Origin of the sequence: Pelagovum pacificum, from assembly GCF_016134045.1 — a bacterium.
Lineage (GTDB): Bacteria > Pseudomonadota > Alphaproteobacteria > Rhodobacterales > Rhodobacteraceae > Oceanicola > Oceanicola pacificus_A.
This window is the reverse complement of sequence record NZ_CP065915.1, coordinates 1,358,313-1,380,607: the sequence shown is the minus strand read 5'-3', so window position 1 is coordinate 1,380,607 and position 22,295 is coordinate 1,358,313. Positions and strand designations below refer to the sequence as shown.

The 22,295-nt window shown below is 65.6% G+C and carries 20 protein-coding genes and 1 tRNA gene; 7 read left to right on the top strand and 14 right to left on the bottom strand.

Annotated features, from left to right (window positions below):
• Positions 1 to 58: 58 nt before the first annotated feature.
• The 5 genes from I8N54_RS06905 to I8N54_RS06880 all read right to left on the bottom strand — a co-directional run bounded on the left by I8N54_RS06905 (position 59) and on the right by I8N54_RS06880 (position 8,058).
• Complete coding sequence (locus I8N54_RS06905) at positions 59 to 1,888, bottom strand: acetyl-CoA hydrolase/transferase C-terminal domain-containing protein (protein ID WP_231592434.1); 1,830 nt, start codon at positions 1,886 to 1,888, stop codon at positions 59 to 61.
• On the bottom strand, positions 1,881 to 3,956 hold the full coding sequence (locus I8N54_RS06900; protein ID WP_140193260.1) for a 3-hydroxyacyl-CoA dehydrogenase NAD-binding domain-containing protein: 2,076 nt from the start codon (positions 3,954 to 3,956) through the stop codon (positions 1,881 to 1,883). Before I8N54_RS06900 ends, I8N54_RS06905 begins: the two co-directional genes overlap by 8 nt.
• Positions 3,956 to 5,251 (bottom strand): acetyl-CoA C-acetyltransferase, encoded by a 1,296-nt coding sequence (locus I8N54_RS06895; protein ID WP_140193261.1) that lies wholly within the window; start codon positions 5,249 to 5,251, stop codon positions 3,956 to 3,958. Before I8N54_RS06895 ends, I8N54_RS06900 begins: the two co-directional genes overlap by 1 nt.
• A complete protein-coding gene (locus I8N54_RS06890) occupies positions 5,248 to 7,497 on the bottom strand; it encodes an acyl-CoA dehydrogenase (protein WP_140193262.1) in 2,250 nt (749 codons plus the stop codon). Before I8N54_RS06890 ends, I8N54_RS06895 begins: the two co-directional genes overlap by 4 nt.
• Positions 7,498 to 7,974: 477 nt before the next feature.
• A tRNA-Leu gene (locus tag I8N54_RS06880) sits at positions 7,975 to 8,058 on the bottom strand.
• A gap of 167 nt (positions 8,059 to 8,225) precedes the next feature.
• Here I8N54_RS06880 and I8N54_RS06875 point away from each other — a divergent pair.
• Positions 8,226 to 8,702 (top strand): Hint domain-containing protein, encoded by a 477-nt coding sequence (locus tag I8N54_RS06875; RefSeq protein WP_140193264.1) that lies wholly within the window; start codon positions 8,226 to 8,228, stop codon positions 8,700 to 8,702.
• 124 nt (positions 8,703 to 8,826) lie between these two features.
• Here the strand turns inward: I8N54_RS06875 and I8N54_RS06870 are convergent, their stop codons facing one another.
• Positions 8,827 to 10,365 (bottom strand): NAD(P)H-hydrate dehydratase, encoded by a 1,539-nt coding sequence (locus tag I8N54_RS06870; protein ID WP_408635356.1) that lies wholly within the window; start codon positions 10,363 to 10,365, stop codon positions 8,827 to 8,829.
• A gap of 200 nt (positions 10,366 to 10,565) precedes the next feature.
• On the opposite strand from I8N54_RS06870, the gene I8N54_RS06865 reads away from it, so the two are divergent.
• The 3 genes from I8N54_RS06865 to I8N54_RS06855 all read left to right on the top strand — a co-directional run bounded on the left by I8N54_RS06865 (position 10,566) and on the right by I8N54_RS06855 (position 12,761).
• Positions 10,566 to 10,904, top strand: coding sequence for a P-II family nitrogen regulator (locus I8N54_RS06865; RefSeq protein WP_140193266.1), 339 nt, complete (start codon positions 10,566 to 10,568; stop codon positions 10,902 to 10,904).
• 42 nt (positions 10,905 to 10,946) lie between these two features.
• A complete protein-coding gene (gene glnA / locus I8N54_RS06860) occupies positions 10,947 to 12,353 on the top strand; it encodes a type I glutamate--ammonia ligase (RefSeq protein ID WP_140193267.1) in 1,407 nt (468 codons plus the stop codon).
• A 102-nt stretch (positions 12,354 to 12,455) separates the two neighbouring features.
• Complete coding sequence (locus I8N54_RS06855; protein WP_140193268.1) at positions 12,456 to 12,761, top strand: hypothetical protein; 306 nt, start codon at positions 12,456 to 12,458, stop codon at positions 12,759 to 12,761.
• Here the strand turns inward: I8N54_RS06855 and I8N54_RS06850 are convergent.
• The 5 genes from I8N54_RS06850 to I8N54_RS06830 form a co-directional block, all read right to left on the bottom strand.
• Complete coding sequence (locus tag I8N54_RS06850; RefSeq protein ID WP_140193269.1) at positions 12,758 to 13,480, bottom strand: heme-dependent oxidative N-demethylase family protein; 723 nt, start codon at positions 13,478 to 13,480, stop codon at positions 12,758 to 12,760. The genes I8N54_RS06855 and I8N54_RS06850 overlap by 4 nt on opposite strands.
• The gene (locus I8N54_RS06845; protein ID WP_140193270.1) at positions 13,477 to 14,382 is read right to left on the bottom strand and encodes an endonuclease/exonuclease/phosphatase family protein; all 906 of its coding nucleotides are present in this window, start codon (positions 14,380 to 14,382) and stop codon (positions 13,477 to 13,479) included. Before I8N54_RS06845 ends, I8N54_RS06850 begins: the two co-directional genes overlap by 4 nt.
• Before the next feature lie 75 nt (positions 14,383 to 14,457).
• Positions 14,458 to 15,057, bottom strand: coding sequence for a biotin transporter BioY (locus I8N54_RS06840; RefSeq protein WP_231592436.1), 600 nt, complete (start codon positions 15,055 to 15,057; stop codon positions 14,458 to 14,460).
• Positions 15,058 to 15,130: 73 nt separating this feature from the next.
• Entirely contained in the window at positions 15,131 to 15,541 is a 411-nt protein-coding gene (locus tag I8N54_RS06835; RefSeq protein ID WP_140193271.1) for a DUF6314 family protein, read from the bottom strand.
• Between the two features lie 10 nt (positions 15,542 to 15,551).
• Positions 15,552 to 16,580 (bottom strand): sodium:calcium antiporter, encoded by a 1,029-nt coding sequence (locus I8N54_RS06830; protein WP_140193272.1) that lies wholly within the window; start codon positions 16,578 to 16,580, stop codon positions 15,552 to 15,554.
• 124 nt (positions 16,581 to 16,704) lie between these two features.
• Here I8N54_RS06830 and purB point away from each other — a divergent pair, with 124 nt between their 5' ends.
• Positions 16,705 to 18,012, top strand: a complete 1,308-nt coding sequence (gene purB / locus I8N54_RS06825; protein WP_140193273.1) for an adenylosuccinate lyase — start codon at positions 16,705 to 16,707, stop codon at positions 18,010 to 18,012.
• A gap of 3 nt (positions 18,013 to 18,015) precedes the next feature.
• Here the strand turns inward: purB and I8N54_RS06820 are convergent, their stop codons facing one another.
• Positions 18,016 to 18,684 (bottom strand): acyl-homoserine-lactone synthase, encoded by a 669-nt coding sequence (locus tag I8N54_RS06820; protein ID WP_140193274.1) that lies wholly within the window; start codon positions 18,682 to 18,684, stop codon positions 18,016 to 18,018.
• Between the two features lie 167 nt (positions 18,685 to 18,851).
• Positions 18,852 to 19,463 (bottom strand): LuxR family transcriptional regulator, encoded by a 612-nt coding sequence (locus tag I8N54_RS06815; RefSeq protein WP_231592438.1) that lies wholly within the window; start codon positions 19,461 to 19,463, stop codon positions 18,852 to 18,854.
• 145 nt (positions 19,464 to 19,608) lie between these two features.
• On the opposite strand from I8N54_RS06815, the gene I8N54_RS06810 reads away from it, so the two are divergent.
• The gene (locus tag I8N54_RS06810; protein WP_198571757.1) at positions 19,609 to 20,109 is read left to right on the top strand and encodes an autoinducer binding domain-containing protein; all 501 of its coding nucleotides are present in this window, start codon (positions 19,609 to 19,611) and stop codon (positions 20,107 to 20,109) included.
• 69 nt (positions 20,110 to 20,178) lie between these two features.
• Positions 20,179 to 21,219: a FliG C-terminal domain-containing protein gene (locus I8N54_RS06805; protein ID WP_231592441.1), complete on the top strand. Its 1,041-nt coding sequence runs from the start codon at positions 20,179 to 20,181 to the stop codon at positions 21,217 to 21,219.
• Positions 21,220 to 21,242: 23 nt separating this feature from the next.
• On the opposite strand, the gene I8N54_RS06800 is transcribed toward I8N54_RS06805, so the two are convergent.
• Positions 21,243 to 22,295, bottom strand: a complete 1,053-nt coding sequence (locus I8N54_RS06800; RefSeq protein WP_140193276.1) for an ABC transporter ATP-binding protein — start codon at positions 22,293 to 22,295, stop codon at positions 21,243 to 21,245.

Here is a 22,295-nt window from a genome sequence, read left to right as displayed (position 1 = left end):
TTGGGTTTGGAAGTTTGCCATCCGTCACATCATCGTCCAGTACGTTGGCAGTCTGGCCCTAGACAGTCGATCGCAGGGCCCCGCGAAGGGCCCGGGTGACCGGGGATTCGAGAACACGCTGCGTGCCAGGAAAACCCATCCTCTTTATTAAGCGGGCTTCGTTCGGATGGGGGCGCCCGGTGAAGGAGACCCATATCAGCGCGGCCAGCTTCTTTTTGTCCGCAGCCGCCGATCTGAGCCGCGCAAGAGCCGGCAATAGGTCCTGCTCAAGCTGAGTGAAGTCCGTTCCGAATGGAAAATCCGGAAGGGTCTGCTTGTGCGGTTCAAGCCAGCGCACCAGCATGTCGGGTGTGTTGGATGAGTGCCTTTCCGGAACCTGCCAATTGCGGGAGAGCTTTCCTTCGGACTTCGCCCGCTTCAGGAGGTCCGGCTGGAACCTGCTGTCGGCAATGCACACGAGCCGCTTAATGACCTCCTCATCCGACTGGCCGCGCAGAAATGCGACGCCGTATTCCGTCACCACGATGTCCCGCATGTGACGCGGCACCGTCGTCGCAGTCAGTTGCCAGACGATATTAGAGTTCAGCTTGCCATTGCTCTCACGCGTTGCCGGAAGGGTCAGGACGGAGTGTGCCCCGTCCAGCGCCAAGGCCTGTTCGAAGAAATTGAGCTGCCCGCCCACCCCGCTGACCACATGACCCGGAGAGGCCGAGTCCGACATCGCGTCCCCGAGCAGGCTGACCTGCATGGCACCGTTCACAAACCTTGCGTCACGCCGGGCGGCACGTTTTGCAGACTCGTCCCCGTAGAGCGCATTGGTAAAACTGACCGGCATCATCTCGATCTTCGCCCGCCGCTCGGCTGGCATGTCCCGCAGACGGCGATACATGTCCCGAGCATCGACAAAGAAGCCGGCGTGGATGCAGGCTCCGTCCACTTCGCGCCGCACCACGCCGGCATCGAACAGGGCAACCAAACCGCTTACGAGCATCTCGGATACGGCATACAGGCCGGTTTCGAAGGAGCCGGTCTCATGGCCCTGCAGGGGCATCGGGGCATCGCCCCAGATCGGATCCATCTCGCCCTTGTCGCGGCGGATGAGCGCGTGTGCCACGGCGTCGCCGATCCCGCCTATACCGATCTGCAGAGTCCCGCCGTCGGGAACGAGGCGAGAGACGTGCGCCGCGATGGCATGCTGAGCCCGCGTCACCGGGCGCTTGGGCACGGAGAAGAGGTCGACCTGTTCGACCGGCTCCAGCACCATTGCCAGCTCATCTTCCCCAATGGTCGCCGGTCCCTCCATGAAGGGAAGCGCGTCATTCAGCTCGGCCACCGCGATGAAGTCGAGCGTGCCGGCGGCCCTCATGGCGAACAGGTCGGCGGAAATGTCGGTGTTGCAGGACATGCTGAACCGCTCACCCTGACGGGGCATCAACTGCGCCAGCAAATTCGGACGCTGCGCGATCAGCACGTCACGGGCGTGAGTGTAATTGGCGGAAATGTAGTGCCGCTGCGCGTAGTCGTTGCCGAGCCAGCTTCCGCCCTGAAAGAAGAACTCCGAGACCTCGATATTGTCCGGCAGCCTGCCTTCGGAGATCATCTGCGCATAAAGGAGCGGCGGCGACGACCCGAAGAGCCGATCGAGCGCGGGACCGAGGAACCTCTGTTCCATGTCGCTCGATGGCTCGGGGCGACGCAGCGTGAGGGCCGTGAAGATACTGAGTGACAACGCGCGGTCGGATGCCGCCAAGCGCACCAGCGCGTTTACGAGCGTGATCGGCTTGCCCAGGCCAAGTGGCAGAGCCAGCCGCACTTCGCCGTCCGTCGCCTTGAATATATCCCGCGCCATAGTGTCGGCATCGGTGTAGACGACCGGCCCGTCAGCCAATGTCGGACCATCCCGGGTCGGGCGCGAACCGCGGCCCGTGGGCCTCTTCCAGCTTCTTCAGCGCGGCGGTGATAGCCTCGACACCGCGGGTCTTGGCATAGTGCATCGGCCCACCACGGAACGGCGCCCAGCCGGTCGCGAAGATCATCGCGCCGTCCAGCTGATCGGCATCCCTCGCCACACCCTCGCGCAGCACCTCGGCACAGGCGTTCAGCATCGGCAGGATCAGCCGGTCGGTCAGGTCGTCCGGTGCATCGTCGAGATCCGCGTCGGGGTGCGGCATGCCGTCCGACCAGTCGTAGAACCCCTGCCCCGTCTTCTTGCCGAGGTTGCCCGCTTCGACCCGCCGGCGCAGGTCGTCGCTGATCGGCGGCATGGGCTTGTCGAGGCTTCGCTGCAGGCTTTCGGCGACGTGCAGCCCGATGTCGAGCCCGACCTGATCGGCCAGCGTCACTGGTCCCATCGGCATTCCGAAGCGCAGGGCGGCCGTGTCGATGAGCTCCTTGGAGACCCCTTCGTCCATCAGCACCATCGCTTCCAGCATGTAGGGCACCAGAGCCCGGTTCACCACGAAGCCCGGATAATCGCCGATCGGCGCGGACAGCTTGCCTGTCGCGCCGCAATAGGCAGCCAGCCGTCCGGCAGTATCGTCGCTTGTCTCCGGCCCACGCACGACCTCGACAAGGTCGATCTTCGATACCGGGTTGAAGAAATGCAGGCCGGCAAAGCGCGTCGCATCCGGCGCGGCCTTGGAGAGGAGCTCGATGGACAGGCTCGAGGTATTGGTCGCGAGGATAGCGCCCTCTTTCAGCTTGTCCTTGAGGCCGGTGAAGATCTTTTCCTTCACCTCCTGCGCTTCGCTCGCGGCCTCGATCACCAGATCGGCGCGGGCAAGGCCATAGCCGTTCGGGTCCGGCATCAGCCGGTCGAGGGCATCGCGCGTCTCGGGCCCGGTCAGGTGCTTGTCTCTGCAAATCCCGGCGGCGGTCTTCATCGCCTTGCCGAGCGGCGATGTCTCGACGTCGCCCAGTGTCACCCATTTGCCTTTGATCGCGGCCATCGCAGCGATCTCGGCTCCCATCTCGCCAGCGCCGATGACGTGGACATGGTCGATGCCGTCATCGCCCCGCCCCGCGTCCTTGAGCGCCTGGCGCAGGAAGAACACGCGCCGGAGGTTCTTCGAAGTCTCGGTCTTCAGAAGGGCGGCGAAGCTGTCGATCTCGCCCGACTGCATCGCAGCCCGGTCGTCGCCATGGTCTTCCCAAAGGTCAATCAGGGCGTAGGGCGCGGGATAATGGTCCTTCGGGGCCTTTTCCTCGGTCCTGCTGCGCATCTGACGTGCGGCGAGGCTGCGCGCCTGTCCAAGTCCGAAGGCACGGGACGACAGGCCGGGAGACTGGCGCTCGATCTCGCCCTTTGCCGCGGCGGCCACTGCCGCACCCACGTGCCGCTCTTCGACGACTGCATCGACGATGCCTTGGGACTTCGCCCGCTTGGTATGCGCGGTCTTGCCGGTCAGCATCATCGTCATCGCGTCGGTCGGACCGATAAGCGCCGGCAGTCGGAAGGTGCCTCCTAGGCCCGGGTGCAGGCCAAGCTGAACCTCCGGAAATCCGAAAGACGCACCCGAAACGGCAATCCGGTAGTCGCAGGCCAGCGCGAGTTCGAACCCCGCGCCGAGCGCCGAGCCGTGCACGACGCAGATGGTCGGACAGGTCAGCGCCTCGATCCGGTCGAGCACATCGTGCCCCTGCCGCAGCAGGTCCGCAGCGCCATCGTCGGACATCCTGTCGAACGAGGTGATGTCGGCCCCGGCGGCGAAGCCAGCCTTCTTGGCCGAACGGATGACGACGGCGGCGGGCTTGTCCGCCTCCGCTGCGGCGACGTGGTCGCGAAGTTCGCGGATCACCTCTTCGGAAATCGTGTTGACGCTGCTGTCCGCCTTGTCGAGGACCAGCCAGAGGATATTCGCGTCGTCCCTGCCCGTGCGCCAGTTCCCTTGCACGTCGCCGACGGGCCCCAGCTCGAGCTTGGTTTCACCCAGGAATTCAAGAACATGTCCGGTCATCACACAGCCTCCAGCAGCATCGCGCCGCCAAGCCCACCGCCGATGCATTCTGTCGCGATGCCTCGCTTGGCACCGCGGGACTTCATCGCGTTGGCGAGATGCAGAACGATCCGATTGCCACTGGTGCCGACAGGATGGCCAAGCGAGATCGCCCCGCCATCGACGTTCAGTCGGTCCCGGTCGATACGGCCGAAGGCACCGTCCATGCCAAGGACCTCGCGGCAGAAATCCTCATCGTTCCAAGCGGCAAGACAGGACAGGACCTGTGCGGCGAAGGCCTCGTTCAGCTCCCACAGGTCGATGTCCTCGACCGAGAGCCCGTGCCGCTGTGCGATGGGGGTGGAGGCCAGCACTGGCCCCAGACCCATGATCGACGGGTCGAGGCCCGCCCACTCGCTGTCGGTGATCTCGGCGATCGGCTGCAGCCCATGCGCCTCGATCGCGCGCTCGGAAGCGAGGATGCACCAGCTGGCGCCGTCGGTGATCTGGCTGGAGTTGCCGGCGGTGACCTTGCCATAGGGGCGCTCGAACACTGGTTTGGGCTTGGCTAGCCCCGCCATGTCGCTGTCGGGCCTCAGGCCGTCATCGTGGTCGTAGACGGTGCCGTCCAAGTCGAAGGCGGGCATGAGCTCATCGGCCAAGCGCCCCTCGGACTGGGCAGCGGCCAAGCGGTGATGGCTCTCCATGGCGTAGGCATCCGCTGACTTGCGGTCGATGCCAAAGCGGTGGGCCAGCACTTCGGCGGTCTGGCCCATGCTGAGCGTGGTGATCGGGTCGGTCAGGCCGCGCTCGAGTCCGACGACGGGCTTGAAGAAATCCGGCTTGATCCCGGCCATCAGTCTGGCCTGTTCCATCGGTCCCTTCGCCGCGCTCATCCGGCCGAACCATTCGACGGCCGACTGGCGCAAGGTCAGGGGCGCATGGCTCAACGCCTCCGCCCCGCCGGCGAGGATCATCTGGTGACTGCCGTCACGGATATAGCGATAAGCCGTGTCGATGCTCTGCATGCCCGAACCGCAGTTGATCTGGACAGAGAACCCCACCGTCGACTCCGGCAGGCCGAGCCGCAGTCCGGCGACCCGGGCGGGGTTCATCTCCTCCGCGATGACGTTGACGCAGCCAAGAATGACAAGGTCGATCGCCGCCTTGTCGAATGGTTGCCGCGCCAGCAATGGCCGCCCGCACTGAACGGCCAGGTCGACCGGCGTGAACGGACCGGGGCCGGACTTCGCCTTGAGGAAGGGGGTACGCGCGCCGTCGACGAGGAACACGCGCTGACCGTTTGGGTGCGTCATTCGGCGGCCTCCTGACCAGAATGGGCGGGCATCGTTTTGGAGCGAAAGAGCGCTGCAAAGGCCTCGGGCGAGTAGTCGTCGACCGCGATGACCGCGTCGCGCAGGCGCTGCATCACCTCGATCCCGTCCATCTCCGCCTCGGAGAGCAGACCAAGTTCCAGCGCCTCCTCCGGGGCCTTGTCCGCCTCGCGCAGGCGTTTCATGACGGGGGCCATCTCGGTCACCTTGGCGAAGCAGGCGTCCAGAAGTTCGACCCCGTCACGGTTGCAGCCGCCGGCAATGCGCCCGGTCACGCGGGTCCGGGCTTCGCCGGCATCGTAGAGGATGTCGCTGCAGCCCTCGACAGTGCGGTCGTCCGGCTTGCGCTCGGTCCGTCCGGGCATGGCGAACAGCCGCAGGATCCAGGCCGCCCAACGTGCGGGCATATTTGTCACGACCTCGTCGAGCGCGGTCTGGATATTGTGAAACGCATCGGCGGCGACGTACCGGAGCACAGGCAGGTCCGCCTCCTGCCTACCCTCGTCTTCCCACCGCTTGAGTGCCGCCGAAAGGATGTACATCTCGGACAGGATGTCGCCCATCCGTCCGGAGATCATCTCCTTGCGCTTAAGCGCGCCGCCGAGGCTCAGGAACAGCAAATCGGCCGTGAGCGCGTAGGCCGCGGACCAGCGCGACAGCTTGCGGTAGATCGGCGTTGCCGCGCCCGCGTCGGGCGCCGGAGCGAACCTCCCGCCAGTCAGGCCGCGGCCCCAGCTGCGGAACAGCGTCCGCGTGCTGTGCCCGACATGGGCCCAGAAAGACTTGTCGAACATCGCCAGCGATTTGTGGGGGTCCCCTTCCTGCAGGGCCAGCATGTGGTCCAGCATGTAGGGATGCGCCCGGATTCCGCCCTGGCCAAAGATGATAAGGCTGCGGGTGACGATGTTGGCCCCCTCGACGGTGATCCCGATGGGCACCGCGCGGTAGAGTGGCAACAAGTAGTTCTTGGGCCCGTCGATCACCGCCTTGCCCGAATGGACATCCATCGCGTCGTCGATGGCCTCCCGCATCCGGAAGGTAGCGTGCGCCTTCATGATGGCCGAAACGACCGAAAGCGCCCTGCCCTCGTCCAGCCCCGCGCAGGTCAACCGTCGCGCGGCATCCATCGAGTAGGCATCCGCCGCGAGCCGGCCAAGCCGTTCCTGCACGCCGCCGAACTTGCCGATGGGCAGGCCGAACTGCTCACGAATGCGGGCATAGGCGCCGGTCGTGTGGGCGGACAGGGCGATGGCCGCACAGCCCATCGAGGGCAGCGAGATGCCACGCCCGGCGGCCAGCGCACTCATCAACATCATCCAGCCCTTGCCGGCATAGTCCTGCCCGCCGATGATGTGATCGAGGGGAATGAAGACATCTGTGCCGGTCGTCGGCCCGTTCATGAACATGGTGGATGACGGGATATGCCGCCGCCCGGTTTCAACTCCGGGCAAGTCCGTGGGGACAAGGGCGCAGGTTATGCCAATATCGGGCGTGTCGCCGATCAGCCCGTCCGGATCCCTCAGTTTGAAGGCAATCCCGAGGACGGTGCAGACCGGCGAAAGGGTGATATAGCGCTTGGCCCAGTTGAGGCGGATGCCCAGCACCTCTTCGCCATGCCAGTCACCCCGGCAGACCACCCCGTCATCGACCATAGCACCGGCATCAGAGCCCGCCTCGTCGCTGGTCAGTCCGAAGGCCGGCAACTCGCGCCCGTCAGCGAGGCGGGGGAGCCAGTGATGCTTCTGATCCTCGGTGCCGAACTGGTGTAGCAATTCGCCGGGGCCAAGCGAATTGGGGACCATGACTGTCACCGCGGCGGCGACGGAGCGTGTGGAGATGAAGCGTACGATCTCGGAATGGGCGAAGGCCGAGAACCCGAGGCCGCCGTGGTCCTTGGCGATAATCATTCCGAAGAACTTGTTCTCGCGAAGGAAATCCCAGACTTCCGGAGGCAGGTCGCCGTCCTCGTGATTGATCTTCCAATCGTCGATCATCTGGCAGAGATCGGTGACGGGTCCATCGAAGAACGCCTGTTCTTCGTCCGACATCTTCGGGTCCACCACGTCGTGCAGTTTGGACCAGTCGGGATTTCCCGAGAACAATTCTGCTTCCCACCAGACCTCACCCGCGTTGAGCGCCTCGCGTTCCGTTTCGGACAATGTCGGGAGCGATTGCTTGGCCCAATTCCAGATTGGCTTGGTGAGCAAGCGGGTGTGGAAGTCAGTCACGTCGGTCTCCCCTTTGGGAACAAACGCTTCCACGATTGCGGAGTTCCGCGTCGTTCAACAGCCGCCTCGGGGCGGTTTTTTAGCCCCATTCTCAGCGAGGAAGTTCGGGGGCGGCATCCACGAGACAGCGCAGGTTCACGTTTGCCGTTGAACGATGTGGAAAATAAACGTGGCTGACATGACGCGACCTTGGGCGACCGACTACGTGATCCATGGTTGGCGCTACAACGCCGCCGTCGCGCCCGCCGAGGCGGGATGCAGGGACAGCGAGGTCCAGGCGGTCACGGGACAGAAGACGCTCGCGATGGTGCAGAAAAATAGAGCCGCTGCGAACCAGAAGCGCCTCAGCCGAGCCGGGCAGAATCGTCGAGAACAGAACGGGAGCGGAGCATGAACCTGGGAATCGAATTGGGAAACCCGCACTAGGCCGTTCGCGGAAAAATCCCGAAATCCGAAAATTCTCAAATCATTTCAAAGTGGTGCGGGTGAGAGGACTCGAACCTCCACGCCAAAGGCGCCAGAACCTAAATCTGGTGCGTCTACCAGTTCCGCCACACCCGCATCACGCACCCTCTCGCGCGTGTTGCGGCATCGTTCAAGTCAAATGTGGCGAAGTTCTGACGAATCGAGCCCCGAACAGGCCCCGCAAATGGCATGACGTGAACTCTTTTTTGACATATTGTGGCGTCAATAAGAGGCAGACACATACCAAGAGCGGGAAACTCGCCATGGACCTGGATACGCAGTCGCGCGCCCTCGGCGCCGGTCTCATCGACCAATTCTCCAGTGCGGATATTTCCGGCCTGTTCGCCGGAACGACCGTGATGACCATGGACGGCGAGATGCCTGTCGACCACCTCACGGTCGGCGACCGGATCATCACCCGCGATACCGGCGTGGCCGTTCTCCGCGACGTCCGCGTGACCGAGGTCGAGGTGATGGCGGTCCGCGTGAAGGCCGGCTCGCTCGGCCACTCCCGCCCGGACGAGGACATGATCCTTCCCCCTGGCGCAATGGTCCATATCCGCGACTGGCGCGCCGAAGCGATGTTCGGCTCCAAGTCGGCCCTCGTGCCGGTCCGTCGCCTGATCGACGGTGAATTCATCGCCGAGGGCGAGAAGAAGATGGTCCGCGTCTACGACCTCGTCTTCGACCAGCAACATATTCTCTACGCCAACGGTCTCGAGGTCGCCTCGGCCGGCTGAGCCCCCGCCTCTCCACAGCAGACAGCGCCGCCCTTATCGGGCGGCGTTTCTCGTTTCCGGACACCCGACCGAGTTCGCGGGACGGCGGGCGGGGCGACGCCAAAGGCGAGCGGCGTCCGCCGCTCTATAGACCCAGCGACCGGAACAGCCCCGGCAGCGCGTCCGGAAGATCCTCCGAGATCAGCCCCGGACCTACGTAGCGCGCGGCCTCCACATGCAGCCAGGCCCCCGCACTCGCCGCGAGGTGGGGATCAGCCCGCCCATTGCCCATCAGCCCCGCGATCATGCCAGTCAGCACGTCTCCTGCGCCGGCCGTGCCGAGCCACGGCGCCTCGCGCCCGTAGAACGCGGCATTGACCGAGACTGCGCCGTCCGGACTGGCGATCACCGTGTCCGGCCCCTTGAGCAGCACGGTCGCCCCGCTCCGACGGGCGGCCTCCGCGGCCGCGTCGACTTTCGAGACGGACCGATCCTTTTCGGCCAGATCGGGGAATAGGCGCGCGAATTCGCCTTCGTGGGGGGTCAGCACGCACCGCGCATGGAGCAGGCCGAACAAGGCGTCCGGATCGTCGGAAAAGCTCGACAGCGCGTCGGCGTCGAGCACGGTCGCGCGGTCTGCCCCCGCCACCTGCCGGACCATCTCGCGCGTCGCCTCTCCGACGCCGAGGCCGGGGCCGAGCGCGACACAACTCAGACGACTGTCCGACAGGATGTCCGCAAGCCCCTCCGGGCCCTTCATCGAGGTCAGCATGATTGCGTCGAGCCGCGCCGCATTCTCCTGCAAAGCAGACGGCGGTACGGCGAGCGTCACCAGCCCCGCGCCGATCCGCAGCGCCGCCCGTGCGGCCAGCCGCCCGGCCCCGCCCTTGCCGCAGCCCCCGCCGAGCACAAGCACATGGCCCCGGTCATACTTATGCGCACCCGGCGCCACCGGCAGCACCGATCCGAGCCACGCCGCGGGCGCCAGCCTCCCCGGTTCGATACGCCGCAGCAGCCCCGGCGCCGGGCGCTGCCGGGGATCGTCCTCCGCATGGTCGAGGCCGATATCCACCACCTCGAGCGACCGGGACTGCGGCTGCCCGAGGTAATGTCCGCGCTTGGCCGCGTGGAAGGTCACCGTAAGGTCGGCGGCCATCGCGTCGGGCGCGGCACCGTCCGGCAACAGCATCCGGCCGCTGTCGCAATCGAGGCCGGAGACGCAATCGAGCGCGACGACCCGACAGGCGCGCGCGCCCGACCGCGCCTTCACCGCCGCGACGGCGGTCACAGTTTCCGCCGGGATCGCCCGGCCGAGCCCCGTGCCGAACAACGCATCGACCAGCAGATCGGGCCGCGTGCCGTGCCCGGCGTCAGACAGCTGTCCGACAGGGCCGCACGCCTCCCAAAGCTGACGCATGAGCCGCGCATCGGGCGATGCCTTCTGCGGGTCGCCCATGCCGAAGACCTCGACAGTCCAGCCGAGGTCGGCCAGCCGGCGCGCCACGACGTAGCCGTCGCCGCCGTTGTTGCCGGGCCCGCAGAGGACCACGGCATGGTGCCCGCCGCCCGCCAGATCGGGCCATGTCCGGACCGTCGCCTCGACCGCGCCCCGCCCCGCACGTTCCATCAGGGCGGCGCCCGTGACGGCACCGTTTTTCATTGCGGTTTCTTCGCGTGCACGCATTTGCGCGGCTGTCAGTAACTCGGGCATGTGTCCGAAGACTCCGATTCAAAACTGCTTATTTGGTGTGCAACATGCCCGTTTCCACGGCTCACCGCCCGGAAACCCCCTCGGCGGCCAAGACCGGTGGGGCTGGTCAATTGTGGCACCTTGTGAATGATGGTCTCACGCGCCTAACGCCGGAGACAAGGGAGAGTCGGTCGATGAAGAAGATCGAGGCGATCATCAAGCCGTTCAAACTCGACGAAGTTAAGGAAGCCCTGCAGGAAGTTGGGGTTCAAGGCCTTTCAGTCGTCGAGGTAAAGGGTTTCGGTCGTCAGAAGGGCCACACCGAGCTCTATCGCGGAGCCGAATACGTGGTCGACTTTCTGCCGAAGGTGAAGATCGAAGTCGTGCTCTCGGACACGCTCGTGGACGCTGCCGTCACGGCCATCATCGACGCCGCCAAGACCGACAAGATCGGCGACGGCAAGATCTTCGTATCCGACATCGCCCAGGCGATTCGCATCCGGACCGGAGAGATGGGCGAAGACGCCCTCTGATCCGACGACCGGTAAGACAATCCAATAAGGGGAAAGGCTCAGATGAGTATCAAAGACGTTCTCAAGCTGATCAAGGACGAGGAAGTCGAGTATGTCGACATCCGCTTCACCGATCCGCGCGGCAAACTGCAGCACGTGACGGTCATGTCGCATGAAGTCGACGAGGATTTCCTCGAAGAGGGCTTCATGTTCGACGGCTCCTCGATCGCTGGCTGGAAGTCGATCGACCAATCGGACATGAAACTCATGCCCGACACCGAGAGCGTCTACATCGACCCGTTCTACGCCGAGAAGACGATCTGCCTGCACTGCACGGTCGTCGAGCCCGACACGATGGAACCCTACAACCGTGACCCGCGCGGCACCGCCCTGCTGGCCGAGGCTTACCTCAAGTCCTCCGGCATCGGCGACACCGCGTTCATGGGCCCGGAAGCCGAGTTCTTCCTGTTCGACGATGTTCGCTACTCCGTCTCGATGAACAAGGTCAGCTACCAGGTCGACGCGCTCGACGCTGCCTGGAACACCGACACCGAATACGAGATGGGCAACACCGGCCACCGTCCCGGCGTCAAGGGCGGCTACTTCCCGGTGAACCCGATCGACGACGGCCAGGACATCCGTTCCGAGATGCTGTCGACGATGAAGAAGATCGGCATGAAGACCGACAAGCACCACCACGAGGTGGCGTCCTGTCAGCACGAACTCGGCCTCGTCTTCGACTCGCTGACCAAGCAGGCCGACGAACTTCAGAAGTACAAGTACGTCATCCACAACGTCGCGCAGGCCTACGGCAAGTCGGCGACTTTCATGCCCAAGCCGGTCGCTGGCGACAACGGCACCGGCATGCACGTGAACATGTCCATCTGGAAGGACGGCAAGCCGCTCTTCGCGGGTGACAAGTACGCCGACCTCTCCGACGAGGCCCTGTGGTTCATCGGCGGCATCCTGAAGCACGCCAAGGCGCTCAACGCCTTCACGAACCCGTCCACCAACTCCTACAAGCGCCTGATCCCCGGCTTCGAAGCCCCGGTTCTGCGCGCTTACTCCGCCCGCAACCGCTCCGGCTGCGTGCGTATTCCGTGGGCGGAATCCCCGAAGGCCAAGCGCGTCGAAGCCCGTTTCCCCGACCCGTCGGCGAACCCCTACCTGTGCTTCGCGGCCCTGCTGATGGCCGGCCTTGACGGCATCGAGAACAAGATCGATCCGGGCCCGTCCTCGGACAAGGACCTCTACGACCTGCCGCCGGAAGAACTGGCGGAAATCCCGACCGTCTGCGCATCCCTGCGCGAGGCGCTCGACGAGCTGCAGGCCGACCACGAGTTCCTGCTGAAGGGCAACGTCTTCACCAAGGACCAGATCGACGGTTACTGCGATCTCAAGTGGGAAGAAGTCTACGCCTACGAGCACACGCCGCACCCGATCGAGTTCAAGCTCTACTACTCCTGCTAATCCCGAGCAGCAGTTGCACGAGAAGGGGCGCCCCTGCGGGCGCCCCTTTTTCTTGTGCCGGGACGCCTTGCGCGAGGCCGGCCTGACGCTAGGCTGCGGGCCATGCGCGAATACCATCCCCTCGACGTCCGCTACCGCCCGAAGGCCCGCCCCGGCGGCGACCAGCGGATCAGAATTGGCAACCCGCGCGCGCTGCCGGGCTCTCGGTCCAGAGAAACCGCCGCCGTGTCTCCGAAACAGAGCCCGTGGGGCCGGCCCGAAACCGGACCCCGGCCCGCTCCGATCCCCCAGCCTGCCCCGACGACGGCGCGGCGCAGCAGTCGCGAGCGGGCGATCCGCGTCCTCCGTTTTCTCTGGCGTCTCGTGATCGTGGTGACCGTGGTCTACGTGGCCTTGCAGCTCGCCTAAGCCGCGACCACGACCGTGTGGATCGCAAACAGCACCGCGCCAGTTCGCGGCAGGCGCAGTACGGTTTGCCGCTCGCTGCGCCAATAGGCCGGGGTGGCGGAGATCTTCGCCTTCGGCTCATCCTCGCGAAGCGGCAAGTAGAGGTCCGGTCTGGAATAGCCGTGCAGGTTCGCCCGCCAGAGCGGCTGCCCCGGCCGGACGCCGTCGAAGAACCGCTGCACCCGACGGCCGATGTCATCGTCATAAGGCGGCACGGGCTGGTGAATCCGCATCAGGGGCCGGCCGATCTTCTGCGCCAGCGTCCAGCCCGCCGGAAAACAGAGCGAGGCGGCGATGAGCACATGCTCCTCGCCCCGCTTGTCGAGCAGGCAGAGGTCTTCACTCAGAAGCGCGTTCAACGTCTCGAACGGCTTGCCTCGGTCGGGCTCGACCTGTCTGCCGTCGGGCGTGACGATCGCTGTTCCTGCGCGGCCGAACCGGGCGTCATCGGCAAGCGTGTCGAGCACGAGATCGAACAGCTCCGCGACGGCGTCTTCCGCCCCCGGCTCGATCCTCTGGACCGCCTCGCCGTGCAACGCGGCAAGCCGCTGCCGCTCGGCGATCTGGGCCGCATAGGTGCCGTCGACCTGAACCCACGCCCCGCGGACCGGCGCCATCTTGGGCAACCGGTTCGCCGCCGCGAGGCGCAGCTCCTCAGGCATGTGGTCCTGCAGGATCATTCCTCGTCTCCCACCGTGGCCAGCAGCCCGTAGTGGTCCGAGCCGAACCGCGGCCGCCGCTCCACCGTGCCGGTCCAGCCATCGGGCGCAAGCACGTGGTCGATCCTCAGCCGCAGAAGGCGACTGCCCCGGTCGATGGTTTTCTCCACCGGCCCCACGCGGTGCGAACCCGACGCCCGACCGATGCTGCGCAGCGACCATGACCACGGCACCATGTTGAAGTCCCCTGCCAACAGTACCGGTGCATCGAGATCGCGAAGAGTACCGAGGATTTCTGCAACCTGCGCCCTCTGCTCGTAGGGCCACGGCCAGAACAGGTGAAGTCCGGCAACGGTCAGTTCCGTGCCGTCGTCACGCCGCACCGTCATCGCCGCAAGACCCGGCGCGCAAACGGACGATCCGTCGACCATGGGATAGCGGCTCAGCACGGCGACGTCGCCGGCGCCGGCGCCGGAAAACGGGCAGAGCGTCACGGATGGATACTCCCCGCGCAGCGCCTCGACCACGGGCCGGTTGGCCGGAGAGACTTCCTCCAGCGTCACGACATCCGGTGCGGCGGCGAGGATGTCGCCGATGATCGCCTGCTGCTCGAGCCCGAGATAGAGCAGGTTCTTCTGGTAGAGCGTCACGGCTGGCCCATCAGGCGCTACACCAGTCCGCGCCATGCCAAGCGCGATCGGACCACCCGCGACGAGCGCCAGCACCAGGCCGGTCACCGCGCCCCCGCGCGGCCCGAGACCAGCCAGCACTGCGGAGCCCACGAGCAGCAGAAGCGACAGCTCGAACCGGAAGACGGCAACCGAGTCTCCTGCCCCGTGCCACCGCCCTAGGTAGGATGCGCCGATCGCCAGCGCACAAAGGCAGGTCGCAAGCAGCACGAGGCTGCGGATCGCCCGGATCATCAGCTGTCCCCGAAAGAGAAAAGGCGCGGAGCCGATGCTCCGCGCCTTTCCGAAAAAACCGTCACGCCGAAGATGTCAGCGACGTGCCGCGAAGCGCCAGGCTGCCGGCAAAATCATCGCGGCCAGCGCCAGCTTCAGCGCGTCGCCGATGAGGAACTTGGTGAAGCCCCACTCGATCACCCAGCCCATGCCGCGCTCTGCGGCGAACAGGTAGGCCATCCACGGAACGCCGACGGCGTAGATGATGGCGTTGCCGATAAGCAGCGCGCCGACCATGCCGCCGACGGAGCGGTCCCAGCCACGGCGCGACAGCGCGCCCATGGCCCACGCGGCGAAGGCGAAGCCGACGAGGTAACCACCGGTCGGCCCGACCATGTAGCCAAGGCCCGCCGTCTCACCGGTGAAGACCTGCATGCCGAGCGCGCCGAGCGCGAGGTAGCCGAACATCGACACGAGGCCGAGCCGCGCGCCGAGCACGGCACCGACGGTCAGTGCCCCGAAGGTCTGCATCGTCACCGGCACCGGCCACATCGGGACACGGATCTTCGAGGCGAGGATCATGAAGAGGATGCCGCCCGCCACAAGGGCCGCCTGCCGCAGGAGCTTGGAGCGTCCCTCGGCCTCAGAAGGCCACACCGCGTCGGCGAGAACCTTGTCCGTCATTGCAAGAGCCATGTGCCACCCTTTCCTGAATGAAGTCATTGACGTTTTGCCCGATGCGACTGCCGCCCGCAAGGTGCGTCGAGGCTCAGCGCCGATAGATCGTGCGGGACAGGTAATCCTTGGCCGGCCCGCGCACGCGCCACTCCGCCGACCAGCTGTCGGGGAGGTCGAACCGGTAAGTCACCTCGTAAATGTCCGGCTCGCAGTGATGCAGCGCCTCGACCGGCGCATGCCCGGCCGGGATGAAGCGATGAAACGGCCGGCCATCGGCGTAGAGCACCTCGATACCTTCGCCGTCCCGTCGCCAGATATACCGGCGCGATGCCGCCAGAGCCCCCCAGGAGGCGCGCGTCCAGCGCCCTTCCTCGATCAGGTCCAGACCATCGGCGACGGCCCGGAACCGGGCCGTTCCGCCAAAGGCGGACGTCTCCCCGCTCCGGTAATCCTCGACCTCGCGGTCGAGGCTCCAGTCACCTTGGAATGCCGACAGATCCATCGGCGAACGGCTACCCGACGCTGATCTGCACCGCAATCGCCCCGGCGTAGATCAGCAGCATCAGGACGCTCTCCGTACCGATGCGGAACGGTCCATCCTTCTCCCGCAGGATCAGCCCCATCAGCAGCACGCCGGTCATCAACATGCCCACGGTGAGCCACAGGAAATCCGGCCGCCCGATGGCGTGGTAGAGCGACCCGTCCCGGTAGGCGAAGTCGGACAGCGACAGGAACAGCGTGTCGAAGGTGTTGCCACCGATGATCCCGCCGAGCGCCAGCTGCATGGCGCCGCGCCGCACAGCGGCCAGCGTGGTGACGAGTTCCGGCAGCGAGGTCACGACCGCCGTCATCAACGCCCCGACGATCGTCTCCGACGCGCCGAGCCGGGTGACGATCTCGACCGCGGACTGCGCGATGACGTAGCCGGCCAGCCCCATGATTACCATCAGGCCGAGGAAGACCAGCACGATGCGCGTGGCGTTCTCGCGGTGCGGCTCCTCGTCGGGGTCGTCCTCGCGCGTCTCGCGCGTCTTGACCGGCTTCCACATCGGTGCGTGCCGCGCCCGGCTCGTCGCGTGGACCCCGACCGCGTAAACGATGATGAGCAGGACGGAGGCCGGGTGAATGGCGAAGACCGTGAACTCCGGCGCCGACCACGCCAACATCGGGATCGCCAGCAGCACCATAAGCAGCGCGGCCTGGAAGAGGTTGGTGATCTCCGCCGCTGTATGTTCGAGATTGGCACGGCGGTGCGTCATGTCCGCGATGGCGAGGAACGCGGTCTGCGCGGCGATGCCGCCGACCCCGTTGGAAAAGGCGAGAGACGCCCGCCCGTCGAGCGCCGCACTGATAGAAACGACGGTGCCAGACAGGGACGTGGCCGCGCCAAGGAGGACGCCACCGACGACGGCCTCCCCCCATCCGGTCAGGTCTGCGATGCGATCGGCGATGCCCGTCATCCGCACACCGAGCAAAAGGATGATGACGCCGCTCAGGGCAAAAAGCCCGAAAACGGCCACGAGTGGTAGGCCTTCCAGCAAAAGATCCGTCTCCTCTTCAGTCTTCAGCCAACGCCGCCGGGCTGCCGTAAGGTCCGCCCACCCGCTTGTGAAGCCCGCATCGCGGCGCTAGGACGCAGCTGCCCGAGACAGGAAAGGTGCGCCGATGATCCCCCGCTATGCCCGCCCAGACATGGTTGCCATCTGGGAGCCCGCGACCAAGTTCCGCATCTGGTACGAGATCGAGGCGCACGCCTGCGACGCGATGGCGGACCTCGGCGTCATTCCCCGCGCCAACGCGGACGCCGTCTGGAAGGCCAAGGATGTCGAGTTCGACGTCGCCCGCATCGACGAGATCGAGGCGGTGACGAAGCATGACGTGATCGCGTTCCTGACGCATCTCGCCGAACATATCGGCTCCGAGGACGCCCGCTTCGTCCACCAGGGCATGACCAGCTCGGACGTACTCGACACGACGCTCAACATCCAGCTCGTCCGCGCCGCCGACATCCTGCTCGCCGACCTCGACGGCCTGCTCGCCGCGCTGAAGCGCCGCGCGATGGAGCACAAGGACACCGTCCGCATCGGCCGCAGCCACGGCATCCATGCCGAGCCGACGACGATGGGCCTGACCTTCGCGCGCTTCTACGCCGAGATGGACCGCAACCGGAACCGGCTCGAGACGGCGCGCTACGAGATCGCCACCGGCGCGATCTCCGGCGCGGTCGGCACCTTCGCCAACATCGACCCCCGTGTCGAAGAGCATGTCTGCGAGAAACTCGGCCTCCGGCCCGAACCGATCTCGACCCAGGTGATCCCGCGTGACCGGCACGCCATGTTCTTCGCCACGCTCGGGGTCATCGCCTCCAGTATCGAGAACATCGCCACCGAAATCCGCCACATGCAGCGCACCGAAGTGCTGGAAGCGGAGGAATTCTTCTCCGCCGGGCAGAAGGGCTCCTCCGCGATGCCCCACAAGCGCAACCCGGTGCTGACCGAGAACCTGACGGGCCTCGCCCGCCTCGTGCGCTCCTCCGTGACGCCCGCGCTCGAGAACGTCGCGCTCTGGCACGAGCGGGACATCTCTCACTCCTCCGTCGAGCGCGGCATCGCTCCGGACGCGACCATCCACCTCGACTTCGCGCTCGCCCGCCTGACCGGCGTGGTCGACAAGCTCGTGATCTATCCAGAGACGATGCTGGCCAACCTTCACAAGTTCCGCGGCCTCGTGATGAGCCAGCGGGTCCTCCTCGCCCTCACCCAAGCCGGCACCAGCCGCGAGGACGCCTACCGGCTCGTCCAGCGCAACGCGATGAAGGTCTGGGAAGAAGGCAAGGATTTCCGCGAGGAGCTACTCGCCGACGAAGAAGTGCGGGCCGCCCTCTCGGAGGACGAGATCAACGAGAAGTTCGACCTCGGCTACCATACCAAGCATGTCGACACGATCTTCGCCCGCGTCTTCGGGACCGACTGACCGTCAGTGAAGAACCGGCTCCCGCGTGATCGTCGGAGCCGGCGCACCGACACCCGGGATGATCCGCGGCAGGTCGCGCGGCGCCAGCCGCATCGCCGTCATGCCCATCACCGCGTAGCGATGTCCGTCCTCGGCGTTGACGTACGGGGCGGAGACGAGCTCCGCATCGTAGCCGAGCTGCTTCAGCGAGCGCAGCAGCCAGAGGTTCGACAACGACACCAGCCGCTCCGCCCCCTGCGCCAGCGCCATGTCGACGAGGCCCTCGCAGATCAGCCCGAGGCACTCGCGCCGCGCCGCCGCGCCCCGCACGTCGGGGGAAATCACCAGCCGCGTGCATTCCCAGCTCCTCGCGGTCATCTCCTCTTCCGACATGAGTGCGGCCGGGATGCCCTTCATCTGGCCGGACCTCGCATCGCGCAACATGCTGGTCGTGCTGCCCCATCGCGCGTCGAGCGGCAGCGCCCGCGCGCCGGCGAGGACCGTGCCACCGTCGCCGAGCACGAGCGCATAGCGCGCGGTCGGGTTGTCGTACTGGTCCATCTCGACCTCGTGGTCGTGGGGAATGTCCCAGCCGAGCGCGTCGACGAAGAAGCGCTTTCTCAGCTTCAGATAGTCGAAGAATGCGGGGCCGGAGCGATGCAGGTCGCGGAAATCGAGGGTGAGCTTACGCATGAGTGTCCTCCTTAGGCCAAAGCCGTTTTTTCTTGATGTTATAGGTGGCGTACAATCAGAGGTTGTTCTTAAGATTGTTTACGCAACCTTAACGTCAATACTTAATGATGCGTTAAGTCAGCCCCCCGGTTTCAAATGAAACCTTGGGATAACCCTACAGGTGTCTGTCAGATAAGGCCGAATTCCGTGGCCATCGTGGCGGCCTGCGTGCCGGTCGACGCGCCGAGCTTCTTCTTGGCGTTCGTCAGGCGCTGCTTCACTGCGCCTTCCGTCACGCCGAGGCGGAAAGCGATCTGTTTTGCGCGCATCCCTTCCTTCACCATGCGAAGCGCCTCGAGCTCCGCCGCGGTGAGGTTGGTCGGCGGTGCCTTCTGGTCATGCCGCCGCGAAACATAGGAGGACAGCATTGAGATCTCGCCGTCGTCGAACTCTCGGTCGGAGCGGACGAATGTTCCGAAAGAGCGCTGACCCTCTGAATTTCCATCGAAAACGCTGACCGCCAGCCCGTAGGCGAGCCCGAAGGTCCGCGCCTGCGCAAGGATGCGATAGGGATCGTCGAGGTCGATCGCCGACCAGCGGATCGCGCCGGTGTTGGCATAGATCCATCGCATCACCGGGTCCTGCAGCATGTAGCGCTGCCGCGTGTAGTGATCGACCCAGTCCGGCGGCAGGTTGTTCACCTCCGTCATCGGGAACGCGAACCCAACCCGCAGGGCGAGGTAACTACCTACGGGTGCAAGCACCGTGATATCCTCAGCCGTGATGGGATTGAGTTTCAATGCCCTTGCCTCCGTCCGGCGTTAGTTTACCTACTAACCCTGAAGTTGTAGAATGAATATGTTATGAAGGTGGCTCCTCTATACAATGTATTGACGGGGACGTCAGATTTGCAACCGCTTGGTGTCTGAAATCGAGGGCAACCAGATGCTGGAGAGACAGATTCGGCAATGCATCGCCGAATTGGAAGAGCTGAGCCCCTCCGGCTTCGCGATCGCCTTCCACATTCGCTTCTCCCGGCCGGAGTTTCTCTTCCAGACCTATCCCCGCGACTGGCAGAAAATCTATTCGACGGGCGGCCTCGTGATGAGTGACCCGATCGTCTCCTGGGGTTTTGCCAACAATGGCTGGACCCGCTGGTCGGAACTGCAGGATCCGCCCGGCGGGGTGCTCGACCAGGGCCGCGCCTTCGAGTTGAACTTCGGTGTCGCCGCCGGGGTCGAGATCGACGGCAGCCGGTCGATCGCAGGTTTCTCGCGCAGCGACCGGGAGTTCTCGGTCGACGAGGTGGAGCGCCTGATGGAACTGCTGGAGGAGCTGCACCGCATCACCCTGACGGGCGGCGCGCTCTCGCCCGAGGCCCACGCGGAGCTTCGCTCCATGTCGCTGAAGTTCACCCATCCCGACCTGATCCCGCCGCCCGACTGACCCCGCTCCGGCTAACGGAATGTTCATTCCCGCGCGCCATGATGGCGTGGGTTGAATGCGAAGGGCGGGATGCAGACGGACCTGTCGGACATCACAGCGGACGGACCTGCGTCCGACCGGCGCCGCAAGGCGGCGATGATCGTGCAATTCGCGTTGAGCGAGGGGCAGCAGCTTCCGCTCGACCGGCTGCCTCAGCGCCTTCAGATCGCGTTGGCGAGGGAGCTGTCGCACCTTCGCCTCGTCGACCGGGCGACGTTCGAAGGGGTGGCGGATGAATTCACCACGCAGCTTCAGGGCACCGCGCTGAGCGCGCCCCGCTCTCTGGACGAGGCGCTGCAACTTCTCGATGGCAAGATCAGCGCCGAAGCGATCGACCTGCTGAGAGAGGAGAACGCCCGCCAGACCGGCGCCGACCCGTGGCCGCGCGTGCTTGTCCTCCCCTGTGACGAGCTCAAGCCGATCATGGAATCCGAAAGCGTGGAGGTATGCGCGGTCGTGCTCTCCAAATTGCCGGTCTCCAAGGCCGCCGAACTCCTCGGGATGTTGCCCGGCGAACGGGCGCGCCGCATCACCTATGCCGTGTCTCGCACGCACGGCGTCAGCCCTGCCGCCGTCGTCCGCATCGGCGAAGCACTGGCCGAAACCTACGGCCGCGCCCCGGCGCCCGCCTTCGCGGAGAAGGCCGGCCGCCGCCTCGGCGCGATCCTGAATTCCAGCCAGCCCGCCACGCGGGACGAGGTGATGCAATCCCTGCGCGAACAGGACCCCGACTTCGCCGAGGAAGTGAGGAAGGCGATCTTCACCTTCAACGACCTGCCCCGCCGCCTGAGGAAAGAGGACGTCGCGAAGGTCATCCGCCTGATCGACTCGCTCGACCTCGTCACCGCCGTCGCCGCCGCGAAAGCCGACGGCGGAGAGGCCGCGCTTGCCGCAGACTACCTGCTGACCAACATCTCGCAGAGGATGGCCGACCAAGTCCGGGAAGAGGTGAACGATCGTGGCCGCGTCAAGAAGTCGGAGGCCGAAGCCGCGCAGGGTCGCGTCGTCTCGGTCATTCGCGACGCGGCGGACAATGGCGAGGTGATCCTCGTCAGCGACGACGAGGACTAGGGGCGCGTATCGCGCCCAAAAGGTCACGCCGGAACCGGCTCGAGCCGCTGACCGTCGCGGAACCAATGCAGGGAGGAGGCCGCGGGCCTGACCTTCACCGTCTCACCCGGCCTCGGGAAATCGCGGTCCTCCATCAGGAAGATTGAGTTGCAGCCGCAGATGTCGCAGCTGACGTGGGTTTCGTGCCCCATCGTCTCGCAGACCTCGACCGTCGCCGGCCACCCGTCGTCGGCCCGGCGCAGATGACCGGGCCGCACGCCGAGCGTGATCGCCCCCTCCGGGACCGGCCCCTCGACCGCAAGGTCGGTCCCGTCCTCCGAGACGAACCGCCCGCCCCGCCCGGTTCCACGGATCAGGTTCATGGGTGGCGCACCGATGAAACCCGCGACAAACTCCGTCGCGGGCTTGTCGAACAGCTCCAGCGGCGTACCGATCTGCTCCACGTGACCGCCGTTCATCACCACCAGCCGGTTGGCCAGCGTCATCGCCTCCACCTGGTCGTGCGTGACGTAGATCGTCGTCGTGCCCAGCCGCCGGTGCAGCGCCTGGATTTCCTTGCGCACCTTGCCGCGCAGCTTGGCGTCCAGGTTCGACAAGGGCTCGTCGAACAGGAAGATCTCCGGGTTCCGCACGATCGCCCGCCCCATCGCGACCCGCTGCATCTGACCGCCCGACAGCTCGCGCGGCTTGCGGTCGAGATAGGGCTCCAGTCCCAGGATATCCGCCGCCAGCCGGACCGATTTCTCGATCTCCGCCTTCGGAGCACGCGCCATCTGGAGTGAGAAGGCCATGTTGTCGCGCACCGTCATATGCGGGTAGAGCGCATAGCTCTGGAACACCATCGCCACGTCCCGATCCTTCGGCGCGACTTCGTTCATCACCTTGCCGTCGACCTCGATCCGTCCGCCGGACACGGAATCGAGCCCCGCGATCAGCCGCAGCAGCGTCGACTTCCCGCAGCCCGACGGCCCGACCAGCGCGATGAACTCCCCGTCCTTCACGTCGAGCGAGACACCGTGCAGCACCTCGATCTCGCCGAAGCGCTTCTGCACGTTGTCCAGAACCAGCGTTCCCAT

Excerpts from the sequence above, each read along its gene's own strand:
- purB (WP_140193273.1), top strand. The coding sequence starts at position 16,705 with ATGATCCCCCGCTATGCCCGCCCAGACATGGTTGCCATCTGGGAGCCC.
- I8N54_RS06820 (WP_140193274.1), bottom strand. The coding sequence starts at position 18,684 with ATGCGTAAGCTCACCCTCGATTTCCGCGACCTGCATCGCTCCGGCCCC.
- glnA (WP_140193267.1), top strand. The coding sequence starts at position 10,947 with ATGAGTATCAAAGACGTTCTCAAGCTGATCAAGGACGAGGAAGTCGAG.
- I8N54_RS06845 (WP_140193270.1), bottom strand. The coding sequence starts at position 14,382 with ATGATCCGGGCGATCCGCAGCCTCGTGCTGCTTGCGACCTGCCTTTGT.
- I8N54_RS06870 (WP_408635356.1), bottom strand. The coding sequence starts at position 10,365 with ATGCGTGCACGCGAAGAAACCGCAATGAAAAACGGTGCCGTCACGGGC.
- I8N54_RS06840 (WP_231592436.1), bottom strand. The coding sequence starts at position 15,057 with ATGGCTCTTGCAATGACGGACAAGGTTCTCGCCGACGCGGTGTGGCCT.
- I8N54_RS06875 (WP_140193264.1), top strand. The coding sequence starts at position 8,226 with ATGGACCTGGATACGCAGTCGCGCGCCCTCGGCGCCGGTCTCATCGAC.
- I8N54_RS06895 (WP_140193261.1), bottom strand. The coding sequence starts at position 5,251 with ATGACGCACCCAAACGGTCAGCGCGTGTTCCTCGTCGACGGCGCGCGT.
- I8N54_RS06835 (WP_140193271.1), bottom strand. The coding sequence starts at position 15,541 with ATGGATCTGTCGGCATTCCAAGGTGACTGGAGCCTCGACCGCGAGGTC.
- I8N54_RS06850 (WP_140193269.1), bottom strand. The coding sequence starts at position 13,480 with ATGATCCTGCAGGACCACATGCCTGAGGAGCTGCGCCTCGCGGCGGCG.
- I8N54_RS06805 (WP_231592441.1), top strand. The coding sequence starts at position 20,179 with ATGCAGACGGACCTGTCGGACATCACAGCGGACGGACCTGCGTCCGAC.
- I8N54_RS06855 (WP_140193268.1), top strand. The coding sequence starts at position 12,456 with ATGCGCGAATACCATCCCCTCGACGTCCGCTACCGCCCGAAGGCCCGC.
- I8N54_RS06800 (WP_140193276.1), bottom strand. The coding sequence starts at position 22,295 with ATGGGAACGCTGGTTCTGGACAACGTGCAGAAGCGCTTCGGCGAGATC.
- I8N54_RS06810 (WP_198571757.1), top strand. The coding sequence starts at position 19,609 with ATGCTGGAGAGACAGATTCGGCAATGCATCGCCGAATTGGAAGAGCTG.
- I8N54_RS06865 (WP_140193266.1), top strand. The coding sequence starts at position 10,566 with ATGAAGAAGATCGAGGCGATCATCAAGCCGTTCAAACTCGACGAAGTT.
- I8N54_RS06900 (WP_140193260.1), bottom strand. The coding sequence starts at position 3,956 with ATGACCGGACATGTTCTTGAATTCCTGGGTGAAACCAAGCTCGAGCTG.